The following is a 19,770-nucleotide window of genomic DNA, read 5'->3' as shown; positions in this document are numbered from 1 at the left end:
CCTACGGGCACCAAATTGCCGGAGATCTCGTAAGGCGCCTACAGCGCCAGCACCCGGCTTTCTTCGCGTCCGAATCCCGCAATCTCCAACCGATCCGCGTGGACCGAGACGATTGCATAGGCACTGGTGTCTTCAGTATCGACCATGCCCTTGAAGTTGACGAAATAGGTCCCGCCGGACACCCCGAAATTGCCGGCGTGATTATGGCCGTTGAGGTAAGCGACGACATGGTCTTGCTCGGCCAGAAGCGCCAGCATGCGGTCGCTGTCGAGCGCATTATGCGAATTATCCGGGAAGATCGGATAGTGGTTCATGACGATGACCTTCTCGCCGGATACCTTGGCCTCCCGCAGTTTCGCGCCAAGCCAGTCATATTGCGTATTGCTGATCGCCCCGTTCCAGCGCTGGCCGTTGAGCGCGCCGGCATTCTCCAGCGCCTTCATCAGATCCCTCGCTTCCTGGCGGCGCGGATCGCCTTCCGGCGGAGCGAAGACGCTGATCTCATTGCCGTCGAGCGCGATGAAGCGATAGCCGGAAAGACCGAAATCGTAATAGGCAGCCGGCATGCCGACACGGGCCGGCACCGCGCTCAGATGTTCGGGCGCCACGGCGAAATCATGGTTGCCGAGAAGGAAATGCCTGGGATGACGCAACGCCTCGTAGACGGGCAGAATGGCGTCGAAGCTCTTCCATTCGCGATCGATGATGTCGCCGAGCGTGACGACGAAGGCAAGATCGTGCCGGTTGAACTCCTCTATCGCCTCGCGAAGCTTGTCGAGGCTTTTTGCCGGATAGCGATTGAGGGTCAGATTGGGTTCCAGATCGGCATATTGCGGATCGGCGATGACACCAAAGCGGAAGAGCGGTGTTGATGGCATTCAGTCTCCTTGGGCTGCCTTCCTGGGCGGAAGAGCGGCGTGCGGATGCGTCATTGACAGCTGGCGGATATGAAAACACCCGACGCCTGGGAGGCGCCGGGTGCGAAAGCCAGCCTATTCGGTAGACCTTACTTCGTAGCGGCTTCGTAGCGCTCCAGGACATAATCCCAGTTGATCAGGCTATCGATGAAGGCTTCGAGGTACTTCGGACGCAGGTTGCGGTAGTCGATGTAGTAGGAATGTTCCCAAACGTCGACGCCGAGGATCGGGTTGGCGCCGTGAACGAGCGGGTTTTCGCCGTTCGGGGTCTTGGAGATTTCGAGCTTGCCGTTCTTGACGGAAACCCATGCCCAGCCCGAGCCGAACTGGGTGGCGCCGGCAGCGGCGAAATCGGCCTTGAACTTGTCGTAGCCGCCGAGATCGGAAGCAAAGGCTGCTTCAAGCTTGCCGGGCAGCTTGTTGCCGCCGCCGCCCTTTTTCATCCACTTCCAGAAATGGATGTGGTTGTAGTGCTGGGCTGCATTGTTGAAGAGGCCGGCATTGGTGCCGAAAGACTTCTTCACGACCTCTTCGAGCGACAGGTCGGCAAGACCTGCTTCCGCAGCGAGCTTGTTGCCGTTGTCGACATAGGCCTTGTGGTGCTTGTCGTGGTGATATTCGAGCGTCTCACGCGACATGAAGGGCGAAAGTGCATCGTAATCATAAGGAAGTTCAGGCAATTCGAAAGCCATGGTCATATCTCCTCTTGGGAAAAAATTGCGTCGGCAGGTGAACCGGAACATAGGAGCGGTCGCCTGGAAGAGCAACCGGCGACATGCCAAAAAAGTTGCGTACGGGAGCAAAAATTGCCCTATTTTTCAATCATGTATAGTATCAGCTTAGAAGTTTACCTCATTGCATAAAATGACGTGTTGATGCATGGCGAAAGGCAATGCCGAAACGTCGACAAAGCGCATCGCCAAAGCTAGGTTTGCGGATCTTCCGCCACCTGCGAGACATGCCGTGACGATCGCCTGCCTGCACACCGCCGAAAGCAACATCGCCGTCTATGAGGCGGCGGCAAAAGCACTCGGATTGCCCGATGGCACGCTGCGTCATCATGTCCGCGCCGATCTTCTTCTCGCCGCCGAAAAGGTGGGGCGCCTGACCGAGGAGATTTCAGCGGAAACGGCAGCCCTCCTGTGGCATCTGGCCGAGGATGCCGATGCCGTCGTGCTCAACTGCTCGACGCTCGGCCCGGCCGTGTCGAAGGTCGCGGCCGGTGCTGGAGCGCCGATCATCAGGGCGGATGCGACGCTAGCCGAGCAGGCTGTTAAGGCCGGCGGCAAGGTCATCGTTCTCTGCACCGTCGAAACAACCATCATCCCGACGACGGCGCTCTTCGAGGCTGCTGCAAAGGCAACAGGTGCCGAGATCGAGGTTCGGCTGGTTCTCGGCGCATGGACACACTTCCGAGCGGGCAACTTGGCGGCTTACCTTTCCTGCATCGCCGATGCGGTGAAGGTGGCCCATGGCGAAGGCGCGGTCACGATCGCTTTCGCGCAGGCGTCCATGACCGATGCTGCCGATCTTCTTTCCGAAGAGGTCGAACGACCGATGACCGGCCCGGCGACCGCCCTTGCAGCGGCGATAGCGAAAATTGCGACGGCTTGCTCGTTATAAGTTCCGCCCGAAATAGACATTGACCTCGGCGATGCGGTCGCCGGCAAAGCGGATCATCTCGACATTGCGAAAGCTGCCGCCATCCATCTTCTCGGCGCGGTAGCTGACGATGACGTCATCGCCGTCGGCGACCAGATGTTCGATGTGAATATCGCGGAAGGCCTTCTCCTTCGGCCAGCAATGCTCGAAATAGCGCTTCCGGTCGATATGATCGTCGCGCGGGCTGGAAAAGGTGAAATTCCGGGTCAGCATCGGATCGACGATATCGGGATGCTGCGCGACATAGGCGGCAAACAAGCGTTTGACCGCATCGCAGCGGACATTTTCGAGAGAATTCATGATGTATCTCCTCCTTTGCATCAGGACGATTTTTGGTCGTCCGGTCACAAGCAGTTAATTTGCAACTGATTGCAAATTGCAATCAGTTTATAACATGAGACGAGCGAACCAACAAGGCGCTTTGCGGACTTGGCATTGTCGCCCGCCTGGTTCAAACTCCGCGGCACCCCCAACAGCAGGAAGCCATCGCGGTGTCCGAGGCTCATCATCCCATATTGGAAAAGCTGCGCCGCCTGGCGGCAAAGGATAACCGCCCGACGGTCGCGCCGAGCGGCATCGGCAGCTATTCCACGCTTTTCACCTTTGTGACGCGCGAACGAGAGCGCATTGCCGGCTCGGCCTTTTCTCAGGTTTCAATCGTTGCCATCCTCGAAGGTTCCAAGGAAATCGTCAGCATGGGACGACAGCGGCATTTTGCGGCCGGTACGGTGCTCGTCCTGCCGGCCGGCTGGAGCGGCGATGTCGTCAACGATCCCGATCCGCAGACCGGCTTCTATCGGGCGATCTTCATCACCTTTCCCGAGGAATTGACCCGGCGGGCTGCAAAAGCCTTTCCGCCGGCCCAAACCGCGTCGCAGATCGACCTGCAGCTTGATCCGCTGCTGGCCGCTGCCATCGGCCATGCCGGCGAAGGCATTGCCAGCGGCAACCTGCCGATCCCGCTGATCGAGCATAGGCTCCTGGAAATCCTCATGGTGCTCGGCATGCGCGGCGCCCTGCCCGGCGCACCGGAAACGACAGCCGATGCGGTGCGTGCGCTGGTGCGCTGGCAGCCGGATCGCCCGTGGACGGCGGATCTCATCGCCGCCGAACTCGGTACGAGCAACGCGACGCTGCGTCGACGCCTGTCGCGCGAGGGCGCTTCCCTGCGGGAGGTGCTGGCGAGCGAGCGCGTGGCACTGGCAACGACCCTTCTTGCCGAGGACGGGCTATCCCTGCGCGAAGCCGCCCTTGCCACCGGCTATCGCTCGCCTCGCCGCTTTGCCCATCGACTTCGCAGCGCGTGAGCGTTCTAGGCCGTGTTTTGAGCGTTTTCGTACGCTGGCGCTCGCCGCGAATTTGCTAGACCGTCCCCTCGAAAGCTCACGGAAGCGAACCGCGAAAGGGCAACATCATGAAAACCATGCTCAACCTTCTGAACGCCGCCGTCATCGCAGCAGCTATTGCCACGCCGGCGCTATCGGCCGATCTCAAGGTGACGTTCGCAAAAAGCAACGGCCGGATGTTGCTGCCGGAAAATGCCTCCTGCATTTCGTCAGGATCCGATAAGTCCGCGCCCGGGCCGAACAAGAGCCTGGGCGTCTCCTGGTCAAAGGGGCCGAAGGGAACGCGCTCCTATGCGCTGACCATGGTCGACCCCGACGTTCCGACGGACTTCTCGCTGTTCAACAAGGCCGACAAGACCATCCCCAAGGATTTCAAGCGGATGGAATTCGTTCACTGGGTGCTGGCCGATATCCCCGCGTCGCGCACCAGCCTTGCCGAAGGCACCGACGGAAACGGCCCCTCAGCCAAGGGCCTGCCGCTCGAGCGCACCGCCTGCGGACGGCGCGGCCAGAACGGCGCCGGCGGCGGCAACTTGAAAGACGGACCGCATGGCGGCTATATGGGCGCCTGCCCGCCCTGGAACGACGAGCGCGTCCACAGCTACCACGTCACCGTCTATGCGCTCGACGTCGACCGACTGAACCTTCCCGATCTCTTCACCCGCGCCGATCTCTTCGCCGCCGCGAAAGGTCATATCCTGGCATCGGGCAGCCGGGAACTGTTTTACACATTGAATGCAAAGGCCGAGAAATGACCGAGACGAGATGGGATGCGGCAGCACCAGCCGAGCCGGAAACCGCTCATTGGATGCGGAACCTGATCATCTGCCTCGTCGGCTCGTTCACGACGATCGTGGCGATGACGCTGCTGCTCCCTTTCCTGCCGCTCTATATCGAAGAGCTTGGCGTCACCGATAAGGCCGCGATCGTGCAATGGTCGGGCATCGCCTATGGAGCCACCTTCTTTGCCGCCGCCTTCGTCGCACCGCTCTGGGGGCGGCTCGGCGATATCTACGGCCGCAAGCTGATGCTGATACGCGCGAGCCTCGGCATGACGATCGCCATCTCGCTGATGGGCATGGCCGGCAATGTCTGGCAGCTGGTGGCGCTGCGCCTGTTCACTGGCCTTGCCGGCGGCTACTCATCGGGATCGATGGTGCTGGTGGCGGCACAGACGCCGAAGCATCGCTCGGCCTGGGCACTCGGCACGCTGTCCTCCGGCATCATGGCCGGCAATCTCGTCGGGCCGCTGATCGGAGGCGCATTGCCGCCGCTGATCGGCATCCGCGGCACCTTCCTGCTTGCCGGCGGCGTGATCTTCTTCACCTTTCTCGCGACGACCTTCCTGATCAAGGAGGAGAAATCCACGGCTCGGAAGAAGGCCGCGAAGGCCAGCGGCGGCTGGGCCTCCATTCCGGACAAGCGCCCTGTCTTTGCCATGCTGTCGCTCGGCCTGTTGCTGATGCTGGCCAATATGTCGATCGAGCCGATCATCACAGTCTATGTCGCGCAGTTCGTCAGCGAGGCGCAGGTGACGATGGTCTCCGGCGTCGTCATGGCCGCCGCGGCGCTCGGCAGCATCCTGTCGGCCTCCTGGCTCGGCAAGCTCGCCGACCGCGTCGGCCATTGGAACGTCATCATGGCCGCCCTTGCCGTCGCGGCGCTCTTGTTGATCCCACAGGCTTTCGTAACCTCGGCCTGGCAATTGATCGCGCTGCGCTTCCTGATGGGTGTGGCTCTCGGCGGTCTTCTGCCCTGCATCACGGCCCTCATCCGGCACAATGTGCCTGACGCGTCCACGGGCAGCATCCTCGGCCTCTCCATCTCGTCGCAATATGTCGGCCAGGTGGCAGGCCCCGTCATCGGCGGCTTCGTCGGCGGCCATATCGGCATGCGCGCCGTGTTCCTCGGAACCTGCGTCCTGCTGGCGATCGGCGCCATCTATTGCTGGTGGGTCAGCCCGAAGAAGGAAGCGGAGCTCGACGGCTGACAGCGAAGCAGCGACATGATTTGCCCCACGCGATCACTTCCGCATGATCGCGTGGGGCCGCAAATTCATTCCTCGCTGGCGCTGCGGCCGTGCGCCCAATCCATGTAGAGTTCCAATGCCTTGCGGGCGATCGGCCCCGTCTGGAACTCACGGTCATCGAGGCGATTGACGCTCACGACCTTGGAATAGTTGCCGGTCGTGAAAATCTCGTCGGCGGCCATGAACTGCTCAACGGACAGGGTTTCCTCGCGAACCTCGAAGCCTTCCTGGCGCAGCAGGCCCATGACGCGGGCGCGTGTGATGCCGGCAAGGAAAGTGCGGTTGGCAACCGGCGTATAGACAATGCCATCCTTGATCATGAAGACGTTGGAGGATGCCGTCTCGACGACATTGCCGTTCATGTCGCGCACGAGCGCATTGTTGAAGCCCCGGCCCCTCGCCTCCAGTATCATGCGGCCGCTGTTGGGATAGAGCGAGCCGGCCTTGGCATCGGTCATCGCCGTTTCCGGCGACGGGCGGCGGAAGGGCGAAACGGTAAGCGTGATGCCGCCGGTGCCGCCGAGCGGCGCTTCGAACAGGCAGAGTGCGAAACGCGTCGATTCCGCATCGACGGCGACGACGCTGCCCGGCGAACCGTGCTCGCCCCAATACATCGGTTTGATGTAGATCGGCGTCTTGCCATCGAATTTCCTGATGCCTTCCCAGGCAAGCGCCTCGATCTCCTCGGCCGTCTTCACTGACTTGAGCCCCATGGCCACAGCCGAGCGATTGATGCGCTGGCAATGGAGATCGAGATCGGGCGCGATGCCGTCGAACCAGCGCGCGCCGTCGAACACGGTCGATCCCAGCCACATAGCGTGCGAGGTCGGCCCGATCAGCGGCGGATTGCCGGAAAGCCATTCTCCTTCGACATAGGTCCAGGTGGTGGTGCGGGGCGACGTATCGACGGACATGGTGGTTTCCTCCCTTTGAGCGGTTCAGCTTTTCACGGAATCTCTGAACCGCTCTATCTCTTTGTTGTCTCGCAATTCCGGACGGAAAACCGCTACGCACTTTTCCTGGAATTGCTCTAGGTGGCGAAGAGCAAATAACCGCGCAATCCCAGGGTCAAGCGGAAACTGCGCGGCAAAATTCATTTGCAACAAAGCGCCTGATACCGCATTCATAGCGCAATTTTCATGCGTCGAAACAATAGCTTGACGAATGGGTCCATCAGGAAAAATGATTGATGGGACTGAAGGTCAGGGAACAGCGAGAACTCCCATGAAAGCGATGTATTACGAGTCCTTCAAGGCAACACCCGAAATCCGTAACCTGCCGGACCCGACGCCGGGCGAGGACGGCGTCGTCATCGCCGTTGGCGCGACCGGGCTCTGCCGCAGCGACTGGCATGGCTGGATGGGACATGATCCGGATATCAGGCTGCCGCACGTGCCGGGTCACGAGCTTGCCGGCAAGGTGGTGGCGACCGGTCGCGGCGTCGTCCGCTTCAAGGTCGGCGATCGCGTCACCGTCCCCTTCGTATCCGGCTGCGGCCATTGTGCCGAATGCCATTCCGGCAACCAGCAGGTCTGCCCCAGCCAGTTCCAGCCCGGCTTCACCCATTGGGGTTCCTTTGCCGAATATGTCGCGATCGACTATGCCGACACCAATCTCGTTCACCTGCCAGAAGCGGTCGACGACGCGACGGCGGCGAGCCTCGGTTGCCGCTTCGCCACCTCCTTCCGCGCCGTTGCCGATCAGGCGAAGACCCGTCCCGGCGAATGGATCGCCGTGCATGGCTGCGGCGGCGTCGGCCTCTCGGCGATCATGATTGCCAGCGCCCTTGGCGCCAACGCCATCGCCATCGACATTTCCGACGAGAAGCTCGCCTTCGCTCGCGAATGCGGCGCGGTGGCGACGATCAATGCGGCCGGCGTTGCCGACGTAGCGGAGGCGGTGCGTGAGATCACCAAGGGCGGCGCGCATGTCTCGATCGATGCGCTCGGCCATCCCACCACCTGCTTCAACTCCATCAAGAACCTGCGCCGCCGCGGCCGGCATGTGCAGGTCGGCCTGATGCTTGGCGAGCATGCGACGCCGCAGATCCCGATGGCGCAAGTCATCGGCCACGAGCTCGAGATCTACGGCAGCCACGGCATGCAGGCCTGGCGCTACGATGCCATGCTCGACATGCTCGCCGCCGGCAAGATCGCGCCGCAGAAGCTCATCGGCCGCCGGATAAGCCTGGAGGAGGCCATTCCGGCGCTCATGTTGCTGGACAAGGCCGAGGGCAAAGGCATCAGCGTCATTACACGGTTCTGATATATCCCGGTGCTATGCGCAGCGGGGGAAACGACAATCCACGAAGAGGATAAGTCCATGGCATGGTCTGCCGGCCAATATGTTAAATTCGAGGATGAACGCACGCGCCCGGCGCGAGACCTTCTGGCGCAGGTGCCGCTGGAGCGTATCGAGCGCGCCGTCGATCTCGGTTGCGGCCCCGGCAACTCGACCGAGCTGATCGCCGAACGATATGGCGCAGCCGGCGTTTCCGGCCTCGACAGCGACGACAACATGCTGGAGGCCGCTCGCAAGCGTCTGCCGGGCACGAGCTTCGTCAAGGCCGATCTCGCCACATGGCGGCCGCAAGAACCCGTGGACCTGCTCTTTGCCAACGCCGTGTTTCAGTGGCTGCCCGATCATCTCGATATCCTCGATCATCTGATGGACGGCCTGAAGCCCGGCGGCGTGCTTGCCGTGCAGATGCCTGACAATTTGACTGAACCCAGCCATCTGATGATGGAAGAGACCGGCAAGCACGGACCCTGGAGCGATACATTTGAGAAGAAAAGCGTGCGGCGCAATCCGCTGCCTGCGCCCTCGGTCTATTACAACAGGCTGATCGGCAAGTCGGCCCGGGTCGATATCTGGCACACCAACTACAATCACGCGCTGGAGAATGCGGCAGCCATCGTCGAATGGGTGAAGGGCACGGGCCTGCGCCCCTACCTCGACCATGCCGGCGCGGAGCATCGCGATGCCTTCGCCGCCGAATATCTGAAGCACATCGAGAAGGCCTATCCGCCGCTCGCCGACGGCAAGGTGCTGTTGCGATTCCCGCGGCTTTTCCTCGTTGCCGTGAAAAACTAGAGCAATTCCAGGAAAAGTGCGCAGCGGTTTTCCGTCCGGAATGCGTAGCGAAACAAGAAGATAGAGCGTTTTCGTGATTCGAAGAAAAGCGGAAACGCTCTAGCCAACCGATCCATCCCGAAAACAGGCTGGCCGGCGTGCCGATCCCATCGACAACCGGCGCCTGCCCGCGCTACAGCGCCGCGCGCCACATGTGGCGCGCAAAGGTCGCTGTAACACTTTAAATCTGCTGCATAATTTTATCCTTAAATCGATTCCGATTTAAGGAATTATGCAGTAGAACACCAGCTGCCAGAGCTGAAACAGCAACAGGCCCGAGGAGATAGTCGATGTCGCCCAGAAGCCCGATCTATGTCCGCCAGAAGGAGATGCGCCTATGACCACCCCCGACGTCGCGCCCGCCCCGCCCCTGACATTCGTGATTTTCGGCGCTGCCGGCGACCTCACCCGGCGCCTGCTGATCCCAACGCTGATCAATATGACCCGCAGCGGGCTTGTCGGAGAGGATTTGCACATTCTCGGCATCGGCATCGAGACCGGCGGCGTCGACATGCTGCTGGAGCGCCTGGAATCGTTCCTGAAGACCTCCGGCGACATGGATGATCCAGAACGGCAGGCGGCGTGGCAGAGCCTGCGCAAGCGCATCAGCTACATCTCCGGCGACTTCACCCAGAATGGCGTCTACAAGGAGATCACCGATCACCTCTCGCATGCGCCGAGCGCCAATGCGGCCTTCTATTTTGCCGTACCGCCGCGCTTCTTCGGCGATATCGCCGAAAAGCTCTCCGAAAACGGGCTGATGAACGAGGCGACCGGCGCCTTCCGCCGCATCGCGATCGAAAAGCCGTTCGGTAACGATCTTGCCTCCGCACAGGCCTTGAATGCGCGGCTTCTAAACCATGTTGCGGAAAGCCAGATCTATCGCATCGACCATTTCCTCGGCAAGGAAACCGTCCAGAACATCATGACGACGCGCTTCGCCAACATGATGATCGAGGCGTTGTGGAACAATAATTATATCGACCACATCCAGATCACGGCGGCCGAGGTGGTCGATGTCGGCACGCGCGGCAAGTTCTACGATGCGACCGGCGCCCTGCGGGACATGGTGCCGAACCACCTCTTCCAGCTCCTCGCGATGGTGGCGATGGAGCCGCCGAACAGTTTCGACGCCGAATCGATCCGTAACGAAAAAGGCAAGGTGCTGAAGGCCCTGCGGCTGTATTCACGCGAAGAAGCGGGAAAGAACGGCGTGCGCGGCGCCTATACCGCCGGCCCAATTGCCGGCAGGGATTTGCCTGCCTTTACCGAGACCGCGGACGTCGCGCCCGACAGCAACACCGAAACCTTCGTGGCGCTGAAGCTCCTCGTCGACACCTGGCGCTGGGCCGGCGTGCCCTTCTACCTGCGCACCGGCAAGGCAATGAAAGCACGCGATACGGAAGTGGTCATCACCTTCCGGCAGGTGCCCTTTGCACAATTCCCGCGCCACGGCTCCCGCCCCGAACTGCCGCCGAACAGGCTGATCATCCAGGTGCAGCCCGACGAGGGGCTGGACATGGAAATCTCCATCAAATCGCCGGGGCTGGTGCTGAAAACAGCCCCGGTCTCGCTCGACTTCCGCTATGCCGACAATTTCGATATCGGCAAGCAGACCGGCTACGAAAGCCTGTTCTACGAACTCTTCGTCGGCGACCAGACCCTGTTCCAGCGCGCCGACGGCATCGAAGCCGGCTGGGCCGCGGTGCAGCCTTTCCTCGATCTCTGGGCGGAAGGCGGCCGGCCCGACCCTTATGCCCCCGGCAGCACGGGTCCCGCCTGCGCCAACGAACTTATCGAACGCGACGGCCGCACCTGGCATCAGATCGATGGGGCGACGCCGAGTGGCAGAAGGGTTTAGGGCAGAAAACGGGCCGGTATCCGCTGAAGCAAGTCCCTTCCTCATAAGCAAAAGCCTCGTGGGATCGCCACGAGGCTTTTTTGGCATCTAAAACGCGTCGCGATCTTTCAGATTCGCTCCGTGCGCTTTGAACTCTTGATTTTTCGCATGTCGTTATCGCAAAACTGCGGCGTATTTTTCCGCGACATACTTTAGAAAAATACCGATCAAATAAACTGATGCAGGCCCGGGACGGAATTGACGACCTGGTCGACTACCTCGTCGCCGGCATGCTGGCGGGCGGTTGCGATCGTCTCCTTGGCGAGCGAGGAGATTTCGCCCATGCTGAGGCCGCTGCTCATCAGCTGCTGGCCGAGAGCCATCAGGCCGCCGCCACCGCCAACGGCGCTGAGCAGGCCGCCGAGCAGACCGCCACCGCCAGTGGTTTCTTCGCCGTTATACTGCGCAACGAGATCGGTGGCGCCGGGAATGGACTCGATCATCTTGGTGACGGGACCATCCGGAGCTTCGCGCTGCAGGAAGCCGAGAATCATGCCGACGGCCTTTTCCGCGAGGTCGGGAGCGATGCCGGCTTTGGTCGCGATCTGATCAATAACTTCGTTCACTGTGGCCTCCTGCCTTTACGACGTTAACGTCAACGTAACTGAATGAAGCAACCGGCACAAGCCGCGCCGGAGGGTCATTACGCTACCAGAAGCGGAACTATGATGCGAATGGTTGTCCCCGCTCCGGTCAGTTCTTATAACAGTGTCAGGACAAATCGATGAATGGCCCTGGCAGCCCGAAAAAGGCTGCTGTGCCGCCGCCCAAGGGGAGACGACACCATGCCGCAGCAGGATGGACAGATTTTCGTCGGCGCGAGCCGCAATCCGGATGAGAGCATCAACAAGGACGAATTCCTGACGCTGAAATTCGGCAACCGCCACGGCCTCGTCACCGGCGCGACCGGTACGGGCAAGACGGTGACATTGCAGGTGCTGGCGGAAGGGTTTTCCAAGGCTGGTGTGCCCGTGTTCTGCGCCGACATCAAGGGCGATCTCTCCGGCATCTCCGTCAAGGGCGAGGCCAAGGATTTCCTGCTCAAGCGGGCGGAAGAGATCGGCCTTTCTCCTTATGAGTTCGATCAGTTCCCGGTCATCTTCTGGGATCTTTACGGCGAAAAGGGCCATCGCGTGCGCACGACCATCGCCGAGATGGGTCCGCTGCTGCTGGCGCGATTGATGGATGCCTCCGAAGCTCAGGAAGGCGTGCTCAACATCGCCTTCAAGATCGCCGATGAAAACGGGCTGGCGCTGCTTGATCTCAAGGACCTGCAGGCGCTGCTGAACTATATGGGCGAGAATGCCAGCGAGCTTTCCAGCAAATTCGGCCTGATCTCGAAATCCTCGGTCGGCTCGATCCAGCGCGCCTTGCTGGTGCTGGAGCAGCAGGGCGCCGAAAACTTCTTCGGCGAGCCGGCGCTGAAAATCTCCGACATCATGCGCGTCAGCAACGACGGCTACGGCCAGGTTTCGGTGCTCGCAGCCGACAAGCTGATGATGAACCCGCGCCTCTACGCCACCTTCCTGCTGTGGCTGCTCTCCGAACTGTTCGAGGAGCTGCCCGAAGTGGGCGATCCGGAAAAGCCGAAGCTCGTCTTCTTCTTCGATGAGGCGCACCTGCTCTTCAACGACGCGCCGAAGGTGCTGATCGAACGCGTCGAGCAGGTGGTGCGCCTGATCCGCTCCAAGGGCATCGGCGTCTATTTCGTCACCCAGAACCCGCTCGATGTGCCGGAGACGGTGCTGGCGCAACTCGGCAACCGCGTGCAGCATGCCTTGCGCGCCTATTCACCGCGCGAGCAGAAGGCCGTGCAGACAGCGGCCTCGACATTCCGGCCCAATCCCGCTTTCGATTGCGCCACCGTCATTACCACGCTCGGTACCGGCGAAGCGCTGGTGTCGATGCTGGAGGGCAAGGGCGCGCCGTCGATCGTCGAGCGCACGCTGATCCGCCCGCCATCCGGCCGTATCGGCCCGGTCAGCGACGCCGAGCGCCAGGCCGTCATCAATGCCAGCCCGGTCGCCGGCGTCTATGACGAGACGATCGACCGCGAATCCGCCTATGAAATCCTGGCGGAGCGTGCGCGCAAAGCAGCCGCGCCGCAGAGCGAGAGCGCGGGCGATGGCTGGACGCTGCCCGGCTTCGGCGGCGACAGCAACAAGCCATCCGGCCGTCGTTCGGGCTATCAGCGCGAGACGATACTGGAAGCAACGATGAAAAGCATGGCGCGCACGGTCGCGACGCAAGTCGGCCGCGCCTTGGTGCGGGGCATCCTCGGCAGCCTGAAGCGATAGAGGGCTACCCTCCCCTTGAGGGGGAGGGTCGGACCGCAGGTCCGGGGTGGGGTGATCTGCGACGATCTCTGCAGGTCCGAATGTCACCCCCACCCGCCGCTTTGCAGCGACCTCCCCCTCAAGGGGGAGGTGTTGTTTTATCGCGCCGGAGCGACCAGAGAGAAGAACGCGCCTTGCGGGTCGGTGGCCTGGACAATCCAGCTGCCACCGGGAACCTCCATCGGACCGTTCGCGATCGCGCCGCCACCTTCGGTGATGCGGGTAATCGCCGCATCGATCGCCGGGACATTGATGTAGAAATTCCAAGCTGGCATCGGCATTTCTGCCGGCTTGGTCATGATGCCGCCGAAGTCTCGGTCGCCGATCTTGAAGATCTTGTATTTGCCCATCGGCCCCATGTCGAAATCGGAACTCAATTCCCAGCCGAACATCTCGCTGTAGAAATCGAAGGCCTTCGGGCCGTCGCCGGCATAGAGCTCGTGCCAGCCGAAATAACCCGGGGTAGCGGGCGCCGCGGGCTCCCAATCCTGACCCGGCAGCGGCGTGAAGAGGCAGAAGGCCGCGCCGTAGGGGTCGGAGACGACAGCGAACCGGCCGACGCTTGGAATATCCGTCGGCTCGCGATAGATCTTGCCACCCTTGGCAACGACCGTCTTTGCCGCCTCGTCGACATTGGGAACGCCGATGTAACCGGTCCAGCAAGGCGGCGTGCCCATGGCCTTTGCCTCTTCCGGCAATATCATCAAGCCGGCGACAGGGCCTGCGCCGGCACTAAACAGCGTATAATCCATGCCGACTTCCGGCATGCCGGCATCTGCGGCATCCCAGCCGACAACCTTGGTATAGAAAGCTTCGGCCGCCTTCATATCGGTGGTCATCAGCTCGTACCAGACAAAATATCCCTTCTCAGCCATGGTATCTCTCTCCCTATTGTGATTGTTGCGGTCACCCGTCTCGTCCTGAGCCTGATGTCGGCGCAAGCGCATCATGACCGATGAAAGTGACGGCCGAACGATGGTCAATCGATCGATCCGTCGTTCCTCGGCAAGCAGGCTCCAAGTTTTAACTAGGCACAAAGTCTTAACTAGGCACAAAGCGCAAGAATTCGAGCCCCACACCACATGGCGTGAATTCAGCGGCCTCACATGCCTCAATGGCAGCAGGAATCCGCCTTCGCCGCATCCTCATATTCGTCATGGCGACGAACGAAGTTCATCGTGCTGTCTTCGTTGCGGCCCTTGGGGGCACGATCGAGGATCATCAGCGTGCCGATCAGTTCCTCGGGGCCACGGGCATAGCTCGAATAGGTGTGGAAGACATTGCCGGCATCGTCCTTGTAGAAGGCGCTGAGGCCGGGAAGCTCGTCAAACCCTTCAGCCGAATCCATCGGCGTAAAATTGTAGAAGACCTTTTCGCCGGCAAGCTGCTCCTTCGTGAAGGAGACGTGGTAATCAAAGTTGAAGTCGTTGGCGAAGGACGACACCCAGGGGAAGTTCCAGCCCATGCGCTTCTTGTAGGCCTCCACCTTCTCCAGCGGCGCGCGCGACACGGCGACCAGCGTGACGTCATGATGGCTGAGATGCGGAAGCGCTCCGTCGAAATGATCGGCGAGGAAGGAGCATCCGGTGCATCCGGCCTCCCAATCCGGGCCGAGCATGAAGTGATAGATGATCAGCTGGCTGCGGCCATCGAAGAGATCAGCAAGCGTCTTTTTGCCGGCCGTCGTGTCGAAAACATAATCCTTATCGACCTTCACCCAAGGCAAGGCCAAGCGTTCCACATTGACGCGATCGCGAAGATGGGTTGCCTCCTTCTCCCTGGCGAGTAGCTGGCGGCGGGCTTCGAGCCACACTTCCCTGGAAACGACCTGGTTCATTGTCAGCGCCCTCCTCCGGCGTTTTCATTCCCAAATCTTGACAAATACATTGATATCAATATTAATGAATCATGTCAAACTCGGTCGAAATCCCTTTTGAAACCACACTGTTAGTGCGCGATACCTGCCTCTGCCTGCATGTGCAGCGCGCGGCGCGCGCTCTTGCCCGTCGTTTTGACGAAGCGCTGAGGCCGTTTGGGCTGACCAACGGCCAGTTTTCCCTGATGATGTCCCTGAACCGGCCGGCGCCGGCATCCATGGGATCGGTCACGGCGTTGCTGGCAATAGATCAGACAACGCTGACGGCGGCCTTAAAGCCGCTGGAGCGGCGCGGATGGATCAACATCGTACCCAATCCCAAAGACCGAAGAGCCCGCCTTCTCAGCCTCACGCCATCCGGAAAGGCAGCGCTTGCCGCCGCCGTGCCGGCCTGGAAGACAACGCATGCGACCCTCGAAGAGCGGCTGCCCGACAGCAATGGCGACCGCTTGCGCCGCGACCTTGCTATTCTGCTCTGAACGGCAGCCCCGACAACCGCGGATCGCGGTCGAAATCCTGCCTTTCGAAGCCGATGCGACGCCGGGGGAATTCGCAGAGCGCCTGCACGCCGACGCGCGACAGCCGGATGCGCCAGGTCTGACGCTCCACCGGCTCTCGCCCAGAAAAGGCTTTCGCGCTCAGGAGCGCGATATTCCTGCCGCCCCGAGGATCCCGGACGGATCGATAGAGGATTGCTTCGATGCCACCGGCCCGCGCCGCCTCGCCAAGCGACTGGCATGCCTCGTAGTTGACCGGATCCGTCCAGTGCTGCCAGTCGCGATCCAGGGGAGGCATGGTCAGATCGATCGCTGTCTTCGTGGCGATCGCCGCCGCAAAGGCGGTATATTCGGCGGCATTGACGGGCAGCGGCGTATCGGGGGAATCGCGGAAAAAGAGCAACCGATAGAAGCTCATCTCCGCCAGGGCCGTCTCCACCTGCTCGGAAGCGTAGAAAACGCCGAGCGTGCGGCCAGCGCGACGGAAACGAGAGCCGTGCGGATAGATTGCGCCATAGCGGAAGGGAGTCGCGAGCAGATAGTCGAGACCGGCGCACTCCGGCGGCAGGGCTGGCTTGCTCTCCTCCAATAGACTTTCGAGAAGCGTCTGCTCCTCAAGCGTATCGACCAGCTTCAGCGTCGAGACCTGATGCTGCGATTCCACCAGTCGCCAGTAACGACCGGAAATGGCCCTGGCTTCAGATGAGAGCGCGGCGGGCGTCCAGATAGGCAAGGACATCGGTCAAACCAGAAATCGAGATGATCTTATCGATGGGTGCCGCGCCAAAGGCGAGATTGCCGTTGCGCAGCCATTGGCGGGCCACAGCTTCGTCGCCACCCACGATGGCATCGAGCGAACGGAAGAGACGAACGAAAAGCACGGCCAGTTCGAACGGCTTGCTGCCGCGCTCCAGCAAATGATCCTGCCGCTTCATGCGCGATACCGTCGCTTCCGAGACGCCGATGACGGCGGCCAATATGCGGGCATTCAATCCCAGTCGCTCGGCAGCATTGACAACCGCCTTGGTGATGACGAGCGCTTCGCCAGGTTTTGCCTGGCCTATTGCCTGTGCCATTGTCATAGCCACATCCTTTCCTAGGAAAAAATATAGCATCTTTCTTGCAAAAGAAAAGGAGCAGAGACAAAATCCCTGCTCCTGAAGCTTTCAATGACGTAGGTGGCCGTCCGCCTCAGACAACCGCAACCGGCACTTCAGTCGAGGTGCGCATGGCGTGGCTGTAGGGGCATACGATATGGGCGGCGGCAGCAAGCTTTTCGGCTTCGGCCTTGTCCATGCCGGGGATATGGACCGCCAGGGACACTTCGATGCCGAAGCCGCTGCCATCCGCGCGCGGGCCGATACCGACAGTCGCGGTTACCTTTGCGTCTTCCGGAATCTTGACCTTCTGCTGGCCCGCGACAAATTTCAGGGCACCGAGGAAGCAGGCGGAATAGCCGGCTGCAAAAAGCTGCTCCGGATTGGTGCCCGTGGCGCCGTCGCCGCCGAGTTCCTTCGGTACGGTCAGCGTGACGTCGAGGACGCCGTTTTCGGAAACCGCATGGCCGGCGCGGCCACCGGTGGCGGAAGCTTTGGTGGTGTAGAGAATTGGCATGTCATGTCTCCTTTTCGTGTTGGATAGCGATTATATACATCACGATTTAATCGTGCACAACATGTATTTTTTGCAATTTGATTTTGCAAAGTGAATTTGTGACAATGCCGGCAACAAGAAAAATGGCGGAGCAGCAATGACGGACAAGACGGATGGGCAGACCATGATACCCGACGAGGAAAAGCGGCTGGAAAGCCAGCTTTGTTTTGCCGTCTACAGCGCCGCGCATGCCTTTAACCGGGCCTACAAGCCGATTCTCGACCGCGTCGGCCTTACCTATCCGCAGTATCTCGTCATGCTCGTGTTGTGGGAAAAGGGCTGCCTGTCGGTCAAGGCCATCGGCGAGAAGCTGGATCTCGATTCCGGAACGCTATCGCCACTGCTGAAGCGGCTCGAACAGGCCGGCCTGATCAGCCGCGCACGCGATCCAAAGGATGAACGGCAAGTGATCATTTCGCTGACGGAAAATGGCACGGGCTTGAGGTGCCAGGTTGGCATGATCATGGATACCATCGGCCAGGCGACCGGCTGCGACATGACCGAAATAGCCAATCTGCGCGACCGGCTGCAGCAGCTGAAAACCAATCTGACGACGATTTGAACTGGCTTCAGGGTTGAACCTGGCTTCGGGATGCCGCTACTTCCAGTAAAACTGCCACTTCCAGCAAAAACTGCAAAGGGCGCCTCGAGCGCCCTTTTACGATAGTGCCGTATCAGCTCGTTACGAGGATCGGCGCGCGCTCCGGCACGCGATCATAGAGGTCGATGACATCCTGGTTCAGCAAGCGGACGCAGCCAGAGGATACGGCCTTGCCGATAGAGCGCCAGTCGGGATTGCCGTGCAGGCGGTAGAGCGAATCCTGCTTGTCTTCGAAAATATACAGCGCACGCGCGCCGAGCGGATTCTTCAGGCCCGGATCCATGCCGCCATTGGAAATAGAAAACTTCACAAGCTCCGGCTGACGGGCGACCATTTCGTCCGGCGGGTTCCAGCGCGGCCATTTCTTGCGCCACTGAATGACGCCGCGGCCCTGCCAGGCAAAGCCCTCGCGGCCGACGCCGATACCATAGCGCATTGCCGTGCCACCCTGCTCAGTGACGTAGAGCATGCGCTCAGTCGTGTTGACGATCACACTACCCGGCGCCTCTCCGGTCGGATCCACGACGCGCTGACGATAAAACCGCCGGTCGATCTGCTGGTAGGGAACCGGGGGGATATGGAAACCGCCATCGTCCATGGCCGCATAGATGACCGCCGGATCCGGCTGCTCGCCATCATAGCTGGAGAACCAAGTGCGGAACGGCCTTGGCGAGCCGGAATATTGCACCGGGCTGACGACGGGGCCGTTGTCGATGGTGGAAGCGCAGCCGGCGAGCGTCGAAACCGCGCCGATACCAGCAAGGGCGAGAAAATTACGTCGGGATAGAGATGAAGGCAGACTCATGTCGACAGCATCGTTCCTATTGAAGGGAAAGCAAGAACCCGCAACACACAAGCTGATTCGGCTCCCCGAGAGGTTCGCAGAGACAGGAGCAAAACTAAAGAGCGTAGCTGGAGCCCGCTATCGCACTTATGCAACATCACGAAAATTTGTGATAAAATATCCCTACAGAACGACAATTTCCGTCTTATCGGGCACCCGGTTGTAGAGATCGATCACGTCCTGGTTAAGCATGCGCACGCATCCGGAGGACGCCGCCTTGCCGATCGACTGCCAATCCGGCGTACCGTGAACGCGATAAAGCGTATCCCGGCCACTCTGATAGATATAGAGCGCACGCGCTCCGAGCGGGTTGGTCGGCCCTGGATTCATGCCGCCACGCTCGGCCGATACCGGCTTGATCTGCGGGTCGCGCGCAACCATCTCGGCGGGCGGCGTCCAGCGTGGCCACTTCTGCTTCCACTGGATCACGCCCCTGCCGTGCCAGGCATATCCCGCGGCGCCGAGGCCGACGCCATAGCGCATGGCCCTGCCGCCCGGCTCGACGAAATAAAGGAAGTGGCTTCGCGTATCGACGATGATGGTGCCGGGCCGTTCATTGGTCCGATAATCCACCTCCTGCCGCAGGAAGCGCGGATCGATGCGCTTGTAGGGTATGGCCGGCAGCATGAAATCGTCTTCGTTTCGCTGGGCATACATGGCCTGATGCACCGGATTGAAGGTCGGCAGGCCGTAGGTCTGATGGAACTGCGTGCGGAAGAGATCACGCGACTGCGGCACCGGCTGCACCGGCAGGCGCTGTACCTTCTGTGGATCGATGCCTTCAGGACGATAGAAGATCGGCGAGGTCTCCTGCGCAAATCGGTCCGGGTCTGTCGCGCCGGTATCGGGAATGATGCTGCAGGCGGACAATGCCGCCAGGGCGGCAGCGGCGAGCAGGTGACGGGAAACGGGCAGCAGATCGGCCATCATCGGAAACCAGTTGGGACATATCGGATCAGCCGCATGATGAACGGCGC

The 19,770-nt window shown here is 60.9% G+C and carries 22 protein-coding genes; 10 read left to right on the top strand and 12 right to left on the bottom strand.

The genetic code is table 11. The features are described from left to right. Positions 1 to 38 precede the first annotated feature (38 nt). Positions 39 to 878 (bottom strand): metallophosphoesterase, encoded by an 840-nt coding sequence (locus tag CCGE531_RS05700; protein WP_120663316.1) that lies wholly within the window; start codon positions 876 to 878, stop codon positions 39 to 41. Between the two features lie 128 nt (positions 879 to 1,006). Next, complete coding sequence (locus tag CCGE531_RS05695; protein ID WP_120663315.1) at positions 1,007 to 1,609, bottom strand: superoxide dismutase; 603 nt, start codon at positions 1,607 to 1,609, stop codon at positions 1,007 to 1,009. 187 nt (positions 1,610 to 1,796) lie between these two features. Here CCGE531_RS05695 and CCGE531_RS05690 point away from each other — a divergent pair, with 187 nt between their 5' ends. After that, entirely contained in the window at positions 1,797 to 2,540 is a 744-nt protein-coding gene (locus CCGE531_RS05690) for an aspartate/glutamate racemase family protein (protein WP_245458992.1), read from the top strand. Here the strand turns inward: CCGE531_RS05690 and CCGE531_RS05685 are convergent. Continuing rightward, positions 2,535 to 2,879: a nuclear transport factor 2 family protein gene (locus CCGE531_RS05685; RefSeq protein WP_120663314.1), complete on the bottom strand. Its 345-nt coding sequence runs from the start codon at positions 2,877 to 2,879 to the stop codon at positions 2,535 to 2,537. The two genes, CCGE531_RS05690 and CCGE531_RS05685, sit on opposite strands and share 6 nt — an antisense overlap. A gap of 191 nt (positions 2,880 to 3,070) precedes the next feature. On the opposite strand from CCGE531_RS05685, the gene CCGE531_RS05680 reads away from it, so the two are divergent. The 3 genes from CCGE531_RS05680 (at position 3,071) to CCGE531_RS05670 (ending at position 5,915) form a co-directional block, all read left to right on the top strand. Continuing rightward, on the top strand, positions 3,071 to 3,886 hold the full coding sequence (locus tag CCGE531_RS05680; protein WP_120663313.1) for a helix-turn-helix domain-containing protein: 816 nt from the start codon (positions 3,071 to 3,073) through the stop codon (positions 3,884 to 3,886). A gap of 107 nt (positions 3,887 to 3,993) precedes the next feature. Next, complete coding sequence (locus CCGE531_RS05675; RefSeq protein WP_120663312.1) at positions 3,994 to 4,680, top strand: YbhB/YbcL family Raf kinase inhibitor-like protein; 687 nt, start codon at positions 3,994 to 3,996, stop codon at positions 4,678 to 4,680. Then, the gene (locus CCGE531_RS05670) at positions 4,677 to 5,915 is read left to right on the top strand and encodes an MFS transporter (RefSeq protein ID WP_120663311.1); all 1,239 of its coding nucleotides are present in this window, start codon (positions 4,677 to 4,679) and stop codon (positions 5,913 to 5,915) included. The genes CCGE531_RS05675 and CCGE531_RS05670 overlap by 4 nt, the downstream gene beginning before the upstream one ends. A 65-nt stretch (positions 5,916 to 5,980) precedes the next feature. Here the strand turns inward: CCGE531_RS05670 and CCGE531_RS05665 are convergent, their stop codons facing one another. After that, entirely contained in the window at positions 5,981 to 6,868 is an 888-nt protein-coding gene (locus tag CCGE531_RS05665; protein WP_120663310.1) for a branched-chain amino acid aminotransferase, read from the bottom strand. Positions 6,869 to 7,178: 310 nt separating this feature from the next. Here CCGE531_RS05665 and CCGE531_RS05660 point away from each other — a divergent pair, with 310 nt between their 5' ends. The 3 genes from CCGE531_RS05660 to zwf all read left to right on the top strand — a co-directional run bounded on the left by CCGE531_RS05660 (position 7,179) and on the right by zwf (position 10,947). Next, complete coding sequence (locus CCGE531_RS05660; RefSeq protein ID WP_120663309.1) at positions 7,179 to 8,219, top strand: zinc-dependent alcohol dehydrogenase family protein; 1,041 nt, start codon at positions 7,179 to 7,181, stop codon at positions 8,217 to 8,219. A gap of 57 nt (positions 8,220 to 8,276) precedes the next feature. Continuing rightward, positions 8,277 to 9,047: a trans-aconitate 2-methyltransferase gene (gene tam, locus CCGE531_RS05655; RefSeq protein ID WP_120663308.1), complete on the top strand. Its 771-nt coding sequence runs from the start codon at positions 8,277 to 8,279 to the stop codon at positions 9,045 to 9,047. A gap of 376 nt (positions 9,048 to 9,423) precedes the next feature. Continuing rightward, complete coding sequence (gene zwf, locus CCGE531_RS05650) at positions 9,424 to 10,947, top strand: glucose-6-phosphate dehydrogenase (protein ID WP_120663307.1); 1,524 nt, start codon at positions 9,424 to 9,426, stop codon at positions 10,945 to 10,947. Positions 10,948 to 11,153: 206 nt separating this feature from the next. Here zwf and CCGE531_RS05645 read toward each other — a convergent pair whose 3' ends face one another. Next, on the bottom strand, positions 11,154 to 11,552 hold the full coding sequence (locus tag CCGE531_RS05645; protein WP_120663306.1) for a hypothetical protein: 399 nt from the start codon (positions 11,550 to 11,552) through the stop codon (positions 11,154 to 11,156). A 219-nt stretch (positions 11,553 to 11,771) separates the two neighbouring features. Between CCGE531_RS05645 and CCGE531_RS05640 the strand changes: the two genes are divergently transcribed. After that, positions 11,772 to 13,283 carry a helicase HerA-like C-terminal domain-containing protein gene (locus tag CCGE531_RS05640; protein WP_120663305.1) on the top strand — a complete coding sequence of 504 codons (1,512 nt, stop codon included), beginning with the start codon at positions 11,772 to 11,774 and terminating at the stop codon, positions 13,281 to 13,283. A gap of 137 nt (positions 13,284 to 13,420) precedes the next feature. Here the strand turns inward: CCGE531_RS05640 and CCGE531_RS05635 are convergent, their stop codons facing one another. Next, entirely contained in the window at positions 13,421 to 14,197 is a 777-nt protein-coding gene (locus CCGE531_RS05635) for a VOC family protein (protein ID WP_120663304.1), read from the bottom strand. Between the two features lie 236 nt (positions 14,198 to 14,433). Next, positions 14,434 to 15,159 (bottom strand): thioredoxin family protein, encoded by a 726-nt coding sequence (locus CCGE531_RS05630; protein ID WP_120663303.1) that lies wholly within the window; start codon positions 15,157 to 15,159, stop codon positions 14,434 to 14,436. A gap of 71 nt (positions 15,160 to 15,230) precedes the next feature. Here CCGE531_RS05630 and CCGE531_RS05625 point away from each other — a divergent pair, with 71 nt between their 5' ends. Next, positions 15,231 to 15,677 (top strand): MarR family transcriptional regulator, encoded by a 447-nt coding sequence (locus tag CCGE531_RS05625; RefSeq protein WP_120663302.1) that lies wholly within the window; start codon positions 15,231 to 15,233, stop codon positions 15,675 to 15,677. Here the strand turns inward: CCGE531_RS05625 and CCGE531_RS05620 are convergent. The 3 genes from CCGE531_RS05620 to CCGE531_RS05610 all read right to left on the bottom strand — a co-directional run bounded on the left by CCGE531_RS05620 (position 15,664) and on the right by CCGE531_RS05610 (position 17,309). Further along, positions 15,664 to 16,434, bottom strand: a complete 771-nt coding sequence (locus tag CCGE531_RS05620) for an RES family NAD+ phosphorylase (protein ID WP_120663301.1) — start codon at positions 16,432 to 16,434, stop codon at positions 15,664 to 15,666. The genes CCGE531_RS05625 and CCGE531_RS05620 overlap by 14 nt on opposite strands. Next, entirely contained in the window at positions 16,394 to 16,777 is a 384-nt protein-coding gene (locus tag CCGE531_RS05615) for an MbcA/ParS/Xre antitoxin family protein (RefSeq protein ID WP_120663300.1), read from the bottom strand. The genes CCGE531_RS05620 and CCGE531_RS05615 overlap by 41 nt, the downstream gene beginning before the upstream one ends. A gap of 109 nt (positions 16,778 to 16,886) precedes the next feature. Further along, positions 16,887 to 17,309 carry an organic hydroperoxide resistance protein gene (locus tag CCGE531_RS05610; protein ID WP_120663299.1) on the bottom strand — a complete coding sequence of 141 codons (423 nt, stop codon included), beginning with the start codon at positions 17,307 to 17,309 and terminating at the stop codon, positions 16,887 to 16,889. Between the two features lie 136 nt (positions 17,310 to 17,445). Here CCGE531_RS05610 and CCGE531_RS05605 point away from each other — a divergent pair, with 136 nt between their 5' ends. Next, entirely contained in the window at positions 17,446 to 17,910 is a 465-nt protein-coding gene (locus CCGE531_RS05605; protein ID WP_120663298.1) for a MarR family transcriptional regulator, read from the top strand. A gap of 112 nt (positions 17,911 to 18,022) precedes the next feature. Here the strand turns inward: CCGE531_RS05605 and CCGE531_RS05600 are convergent, their stop codons facing one another. After that, positions 18,023 to 18,754 carry a L,D-transpeptidase gene (locus tag CCGE531_RS05600; RefSeq protein ID WP_120663297.1) on the bottom strand — a complete coding sequence of 244 codons (732 nt, stop codon included), beginning with the start codon at positions 18,752 to 18,754 and terminating at the stop codon, positions 18,023 to 18,025. A gap of 162 nt (positions 18,755 to 18,916) precedes the next feature. Then, positions 18,917 to 19,723 (bottom strand): L,D-transpeptidase, encoded by an 807-nt coding sequence (locus CCGE531_RS05595; protein ID WP_120663296.1) that lies wholly within the window; start codon positions 19,721 to 19,723, stop codon positions 18,917 to 18,919. Between the last annotated feature and the right edge of the window lie 47 nt (positions 19,724 to 19,770).

This window comes from Rhizobium sp. CCGE531 (assembly GCF_003627795.1).
GTDB lineage: Bacteria > Pseudomonadota > Alphaproteobacteria > Rhizobiales > Rhizobiaceae > Rhizobium.
Note: the sequence above shows the minus strand (reverse complement) of the source record. Positions and strands in the feature narration are given on the sequence as shown.

Bases quoted from the DNA above. Each gene is read 5' to 3' on its own strand.
- CCGE531_RS05700 (WP_120663316.1), bottom strand. From the start codon at position 878: ATGCCATCAACACCGCTCTTCCGCTTTGGTGTCATCGCCGATCCGCAA.
- CCGE531_RS05695 (WP_120663315.1), bottom strand. From the start codon at position 1,609: ATGGCTTTCGAATTGCCTGAACTTCCTTATGATTACGATGCACTTTCG.
- CCGE531_RS05690 (WP_245458992.1), top strand. From the start codon at position 1,797: ATGGCGAAAGGCAATGCCGAAACGTCGACAAAGCGCATCGCCAAAGCT.
- CCGE531_RS05685 (WP_120663314.1), bottom strand. From the start codon at position 2,879: ATGAATTCTCTCGAAAATGTCCGCTGCGATGCGGTCAAACGCTTGTTT.
- CCGE531_RS05675 (WP_120663312.1), top strand. From the start codon at position 3,994: ATGAAAACCATGCTCAACCTTCTGAACGCCGCCGTCATCGCAGCAGCT.
- CCGE531_RS05670 (WP_120663311.1), top strand. From the start codon at position 4,677: ATGACCGAGACGAGATGGGATGCGGCAGCACCAGCCGAGCCGGAAACC.
- CCGE531_RS05665 (WP_120663310.1), bottom strand. From the start codon at position 6,868: ATGTCCGTCGATACGTCGCCCCGCACCACCACCTGGACCTATGTCGAA.
- CCGE531_RS05660 (WP_120663309.1), top strand. From the start codon at position 7,179: ATGAAAGCGATGTATTACGAGTCCTTCAAGGCAACACCCGAAATCCGT.
- tam (WP_120663308.1), top strand. From the start codon at position 8,277: ATGGCATGGTCTGCCGGCCAATATGTTAAATTCGAGGATGAACGCACG.
- zwf (WP_120663307.1), top strand. From the start codon at position 9,424: ATGACCACCCCCGACGTCGCGCCCGCCCCGCCCCTGACATTCGTGATT.
- CCGE531_RS05640 (WP_120663305.1), top strand. From the start codon at position 11,772: ATGCCGCAGCAGGATGGACAGATTTTCGTCGGCGCGAGCCGCAATCCG.
- CCGE531_RS05635 (WP_120663304.1), bottom strand. From the start codon at position 14,197: ATGGCTGAGAAGGGATATTTTGTCTGGTACGAGCTGATGACCACCGAT.
- CCGE531_RS05630 (WP_120663303.1), bottom strand. From the start codon at position 15,159: ATGAACCAGGTCGTTTCCAGGGAAGTGTGGCTCGAAGCCCGCCGCCAG.
- CCGE531_RS05625 (WP_120663302.1), top strand. From the start codon at position 15,231: ATGTCAAACTCGGTCGAAATCCCTTTTGAAACCACACTGTTAGTGCGC.
- CCGE531_RS05620 (WP_120663301.1), bottom strand. From the start codon at position 16,434: ATGTCCTTGCCTATCTGGACGCCCGCCGCGCTCTCATCTGAAGCCAGG.
- CCGE531_RS05615 (WP_120663300.1), bottom strand. From the start codon at position 16,777: ATGACAATGGCACAGGCAATAGGCCAGGCAAAACCTGGCGAAGCGCTC.
- CCGE531_RS05610 (WP_120663299.1), bottom strand. From the start codon at position 17,309: ATGCCAATTCTCTACACCACCAAAGCTTCCGCCACCGGTGGCCGCGCC.
- CCGE531_RS05605 (WP_120663298.1), top strand. From the start codon at position 17,446: ATGACGGACAAGACGGATGGGCAGACCATGATACCCGACGAGGAAAAG.
- CCGE531_RS05600 (WP_120663297.1), bottom strand. From the start codon at position 18,754: ATGAGTCTGCCTTCATCTCTATCCCGACGTAATTTTCTCGCCCTTGCT.
- CCGE531_RS05595 (WP_120663296.1), bottom strand. From the start codon at position 19,723: ATGATGGCCGATCTGCTGCCCGTTTCCCGTCACCTGCTCGCCGCTGCC.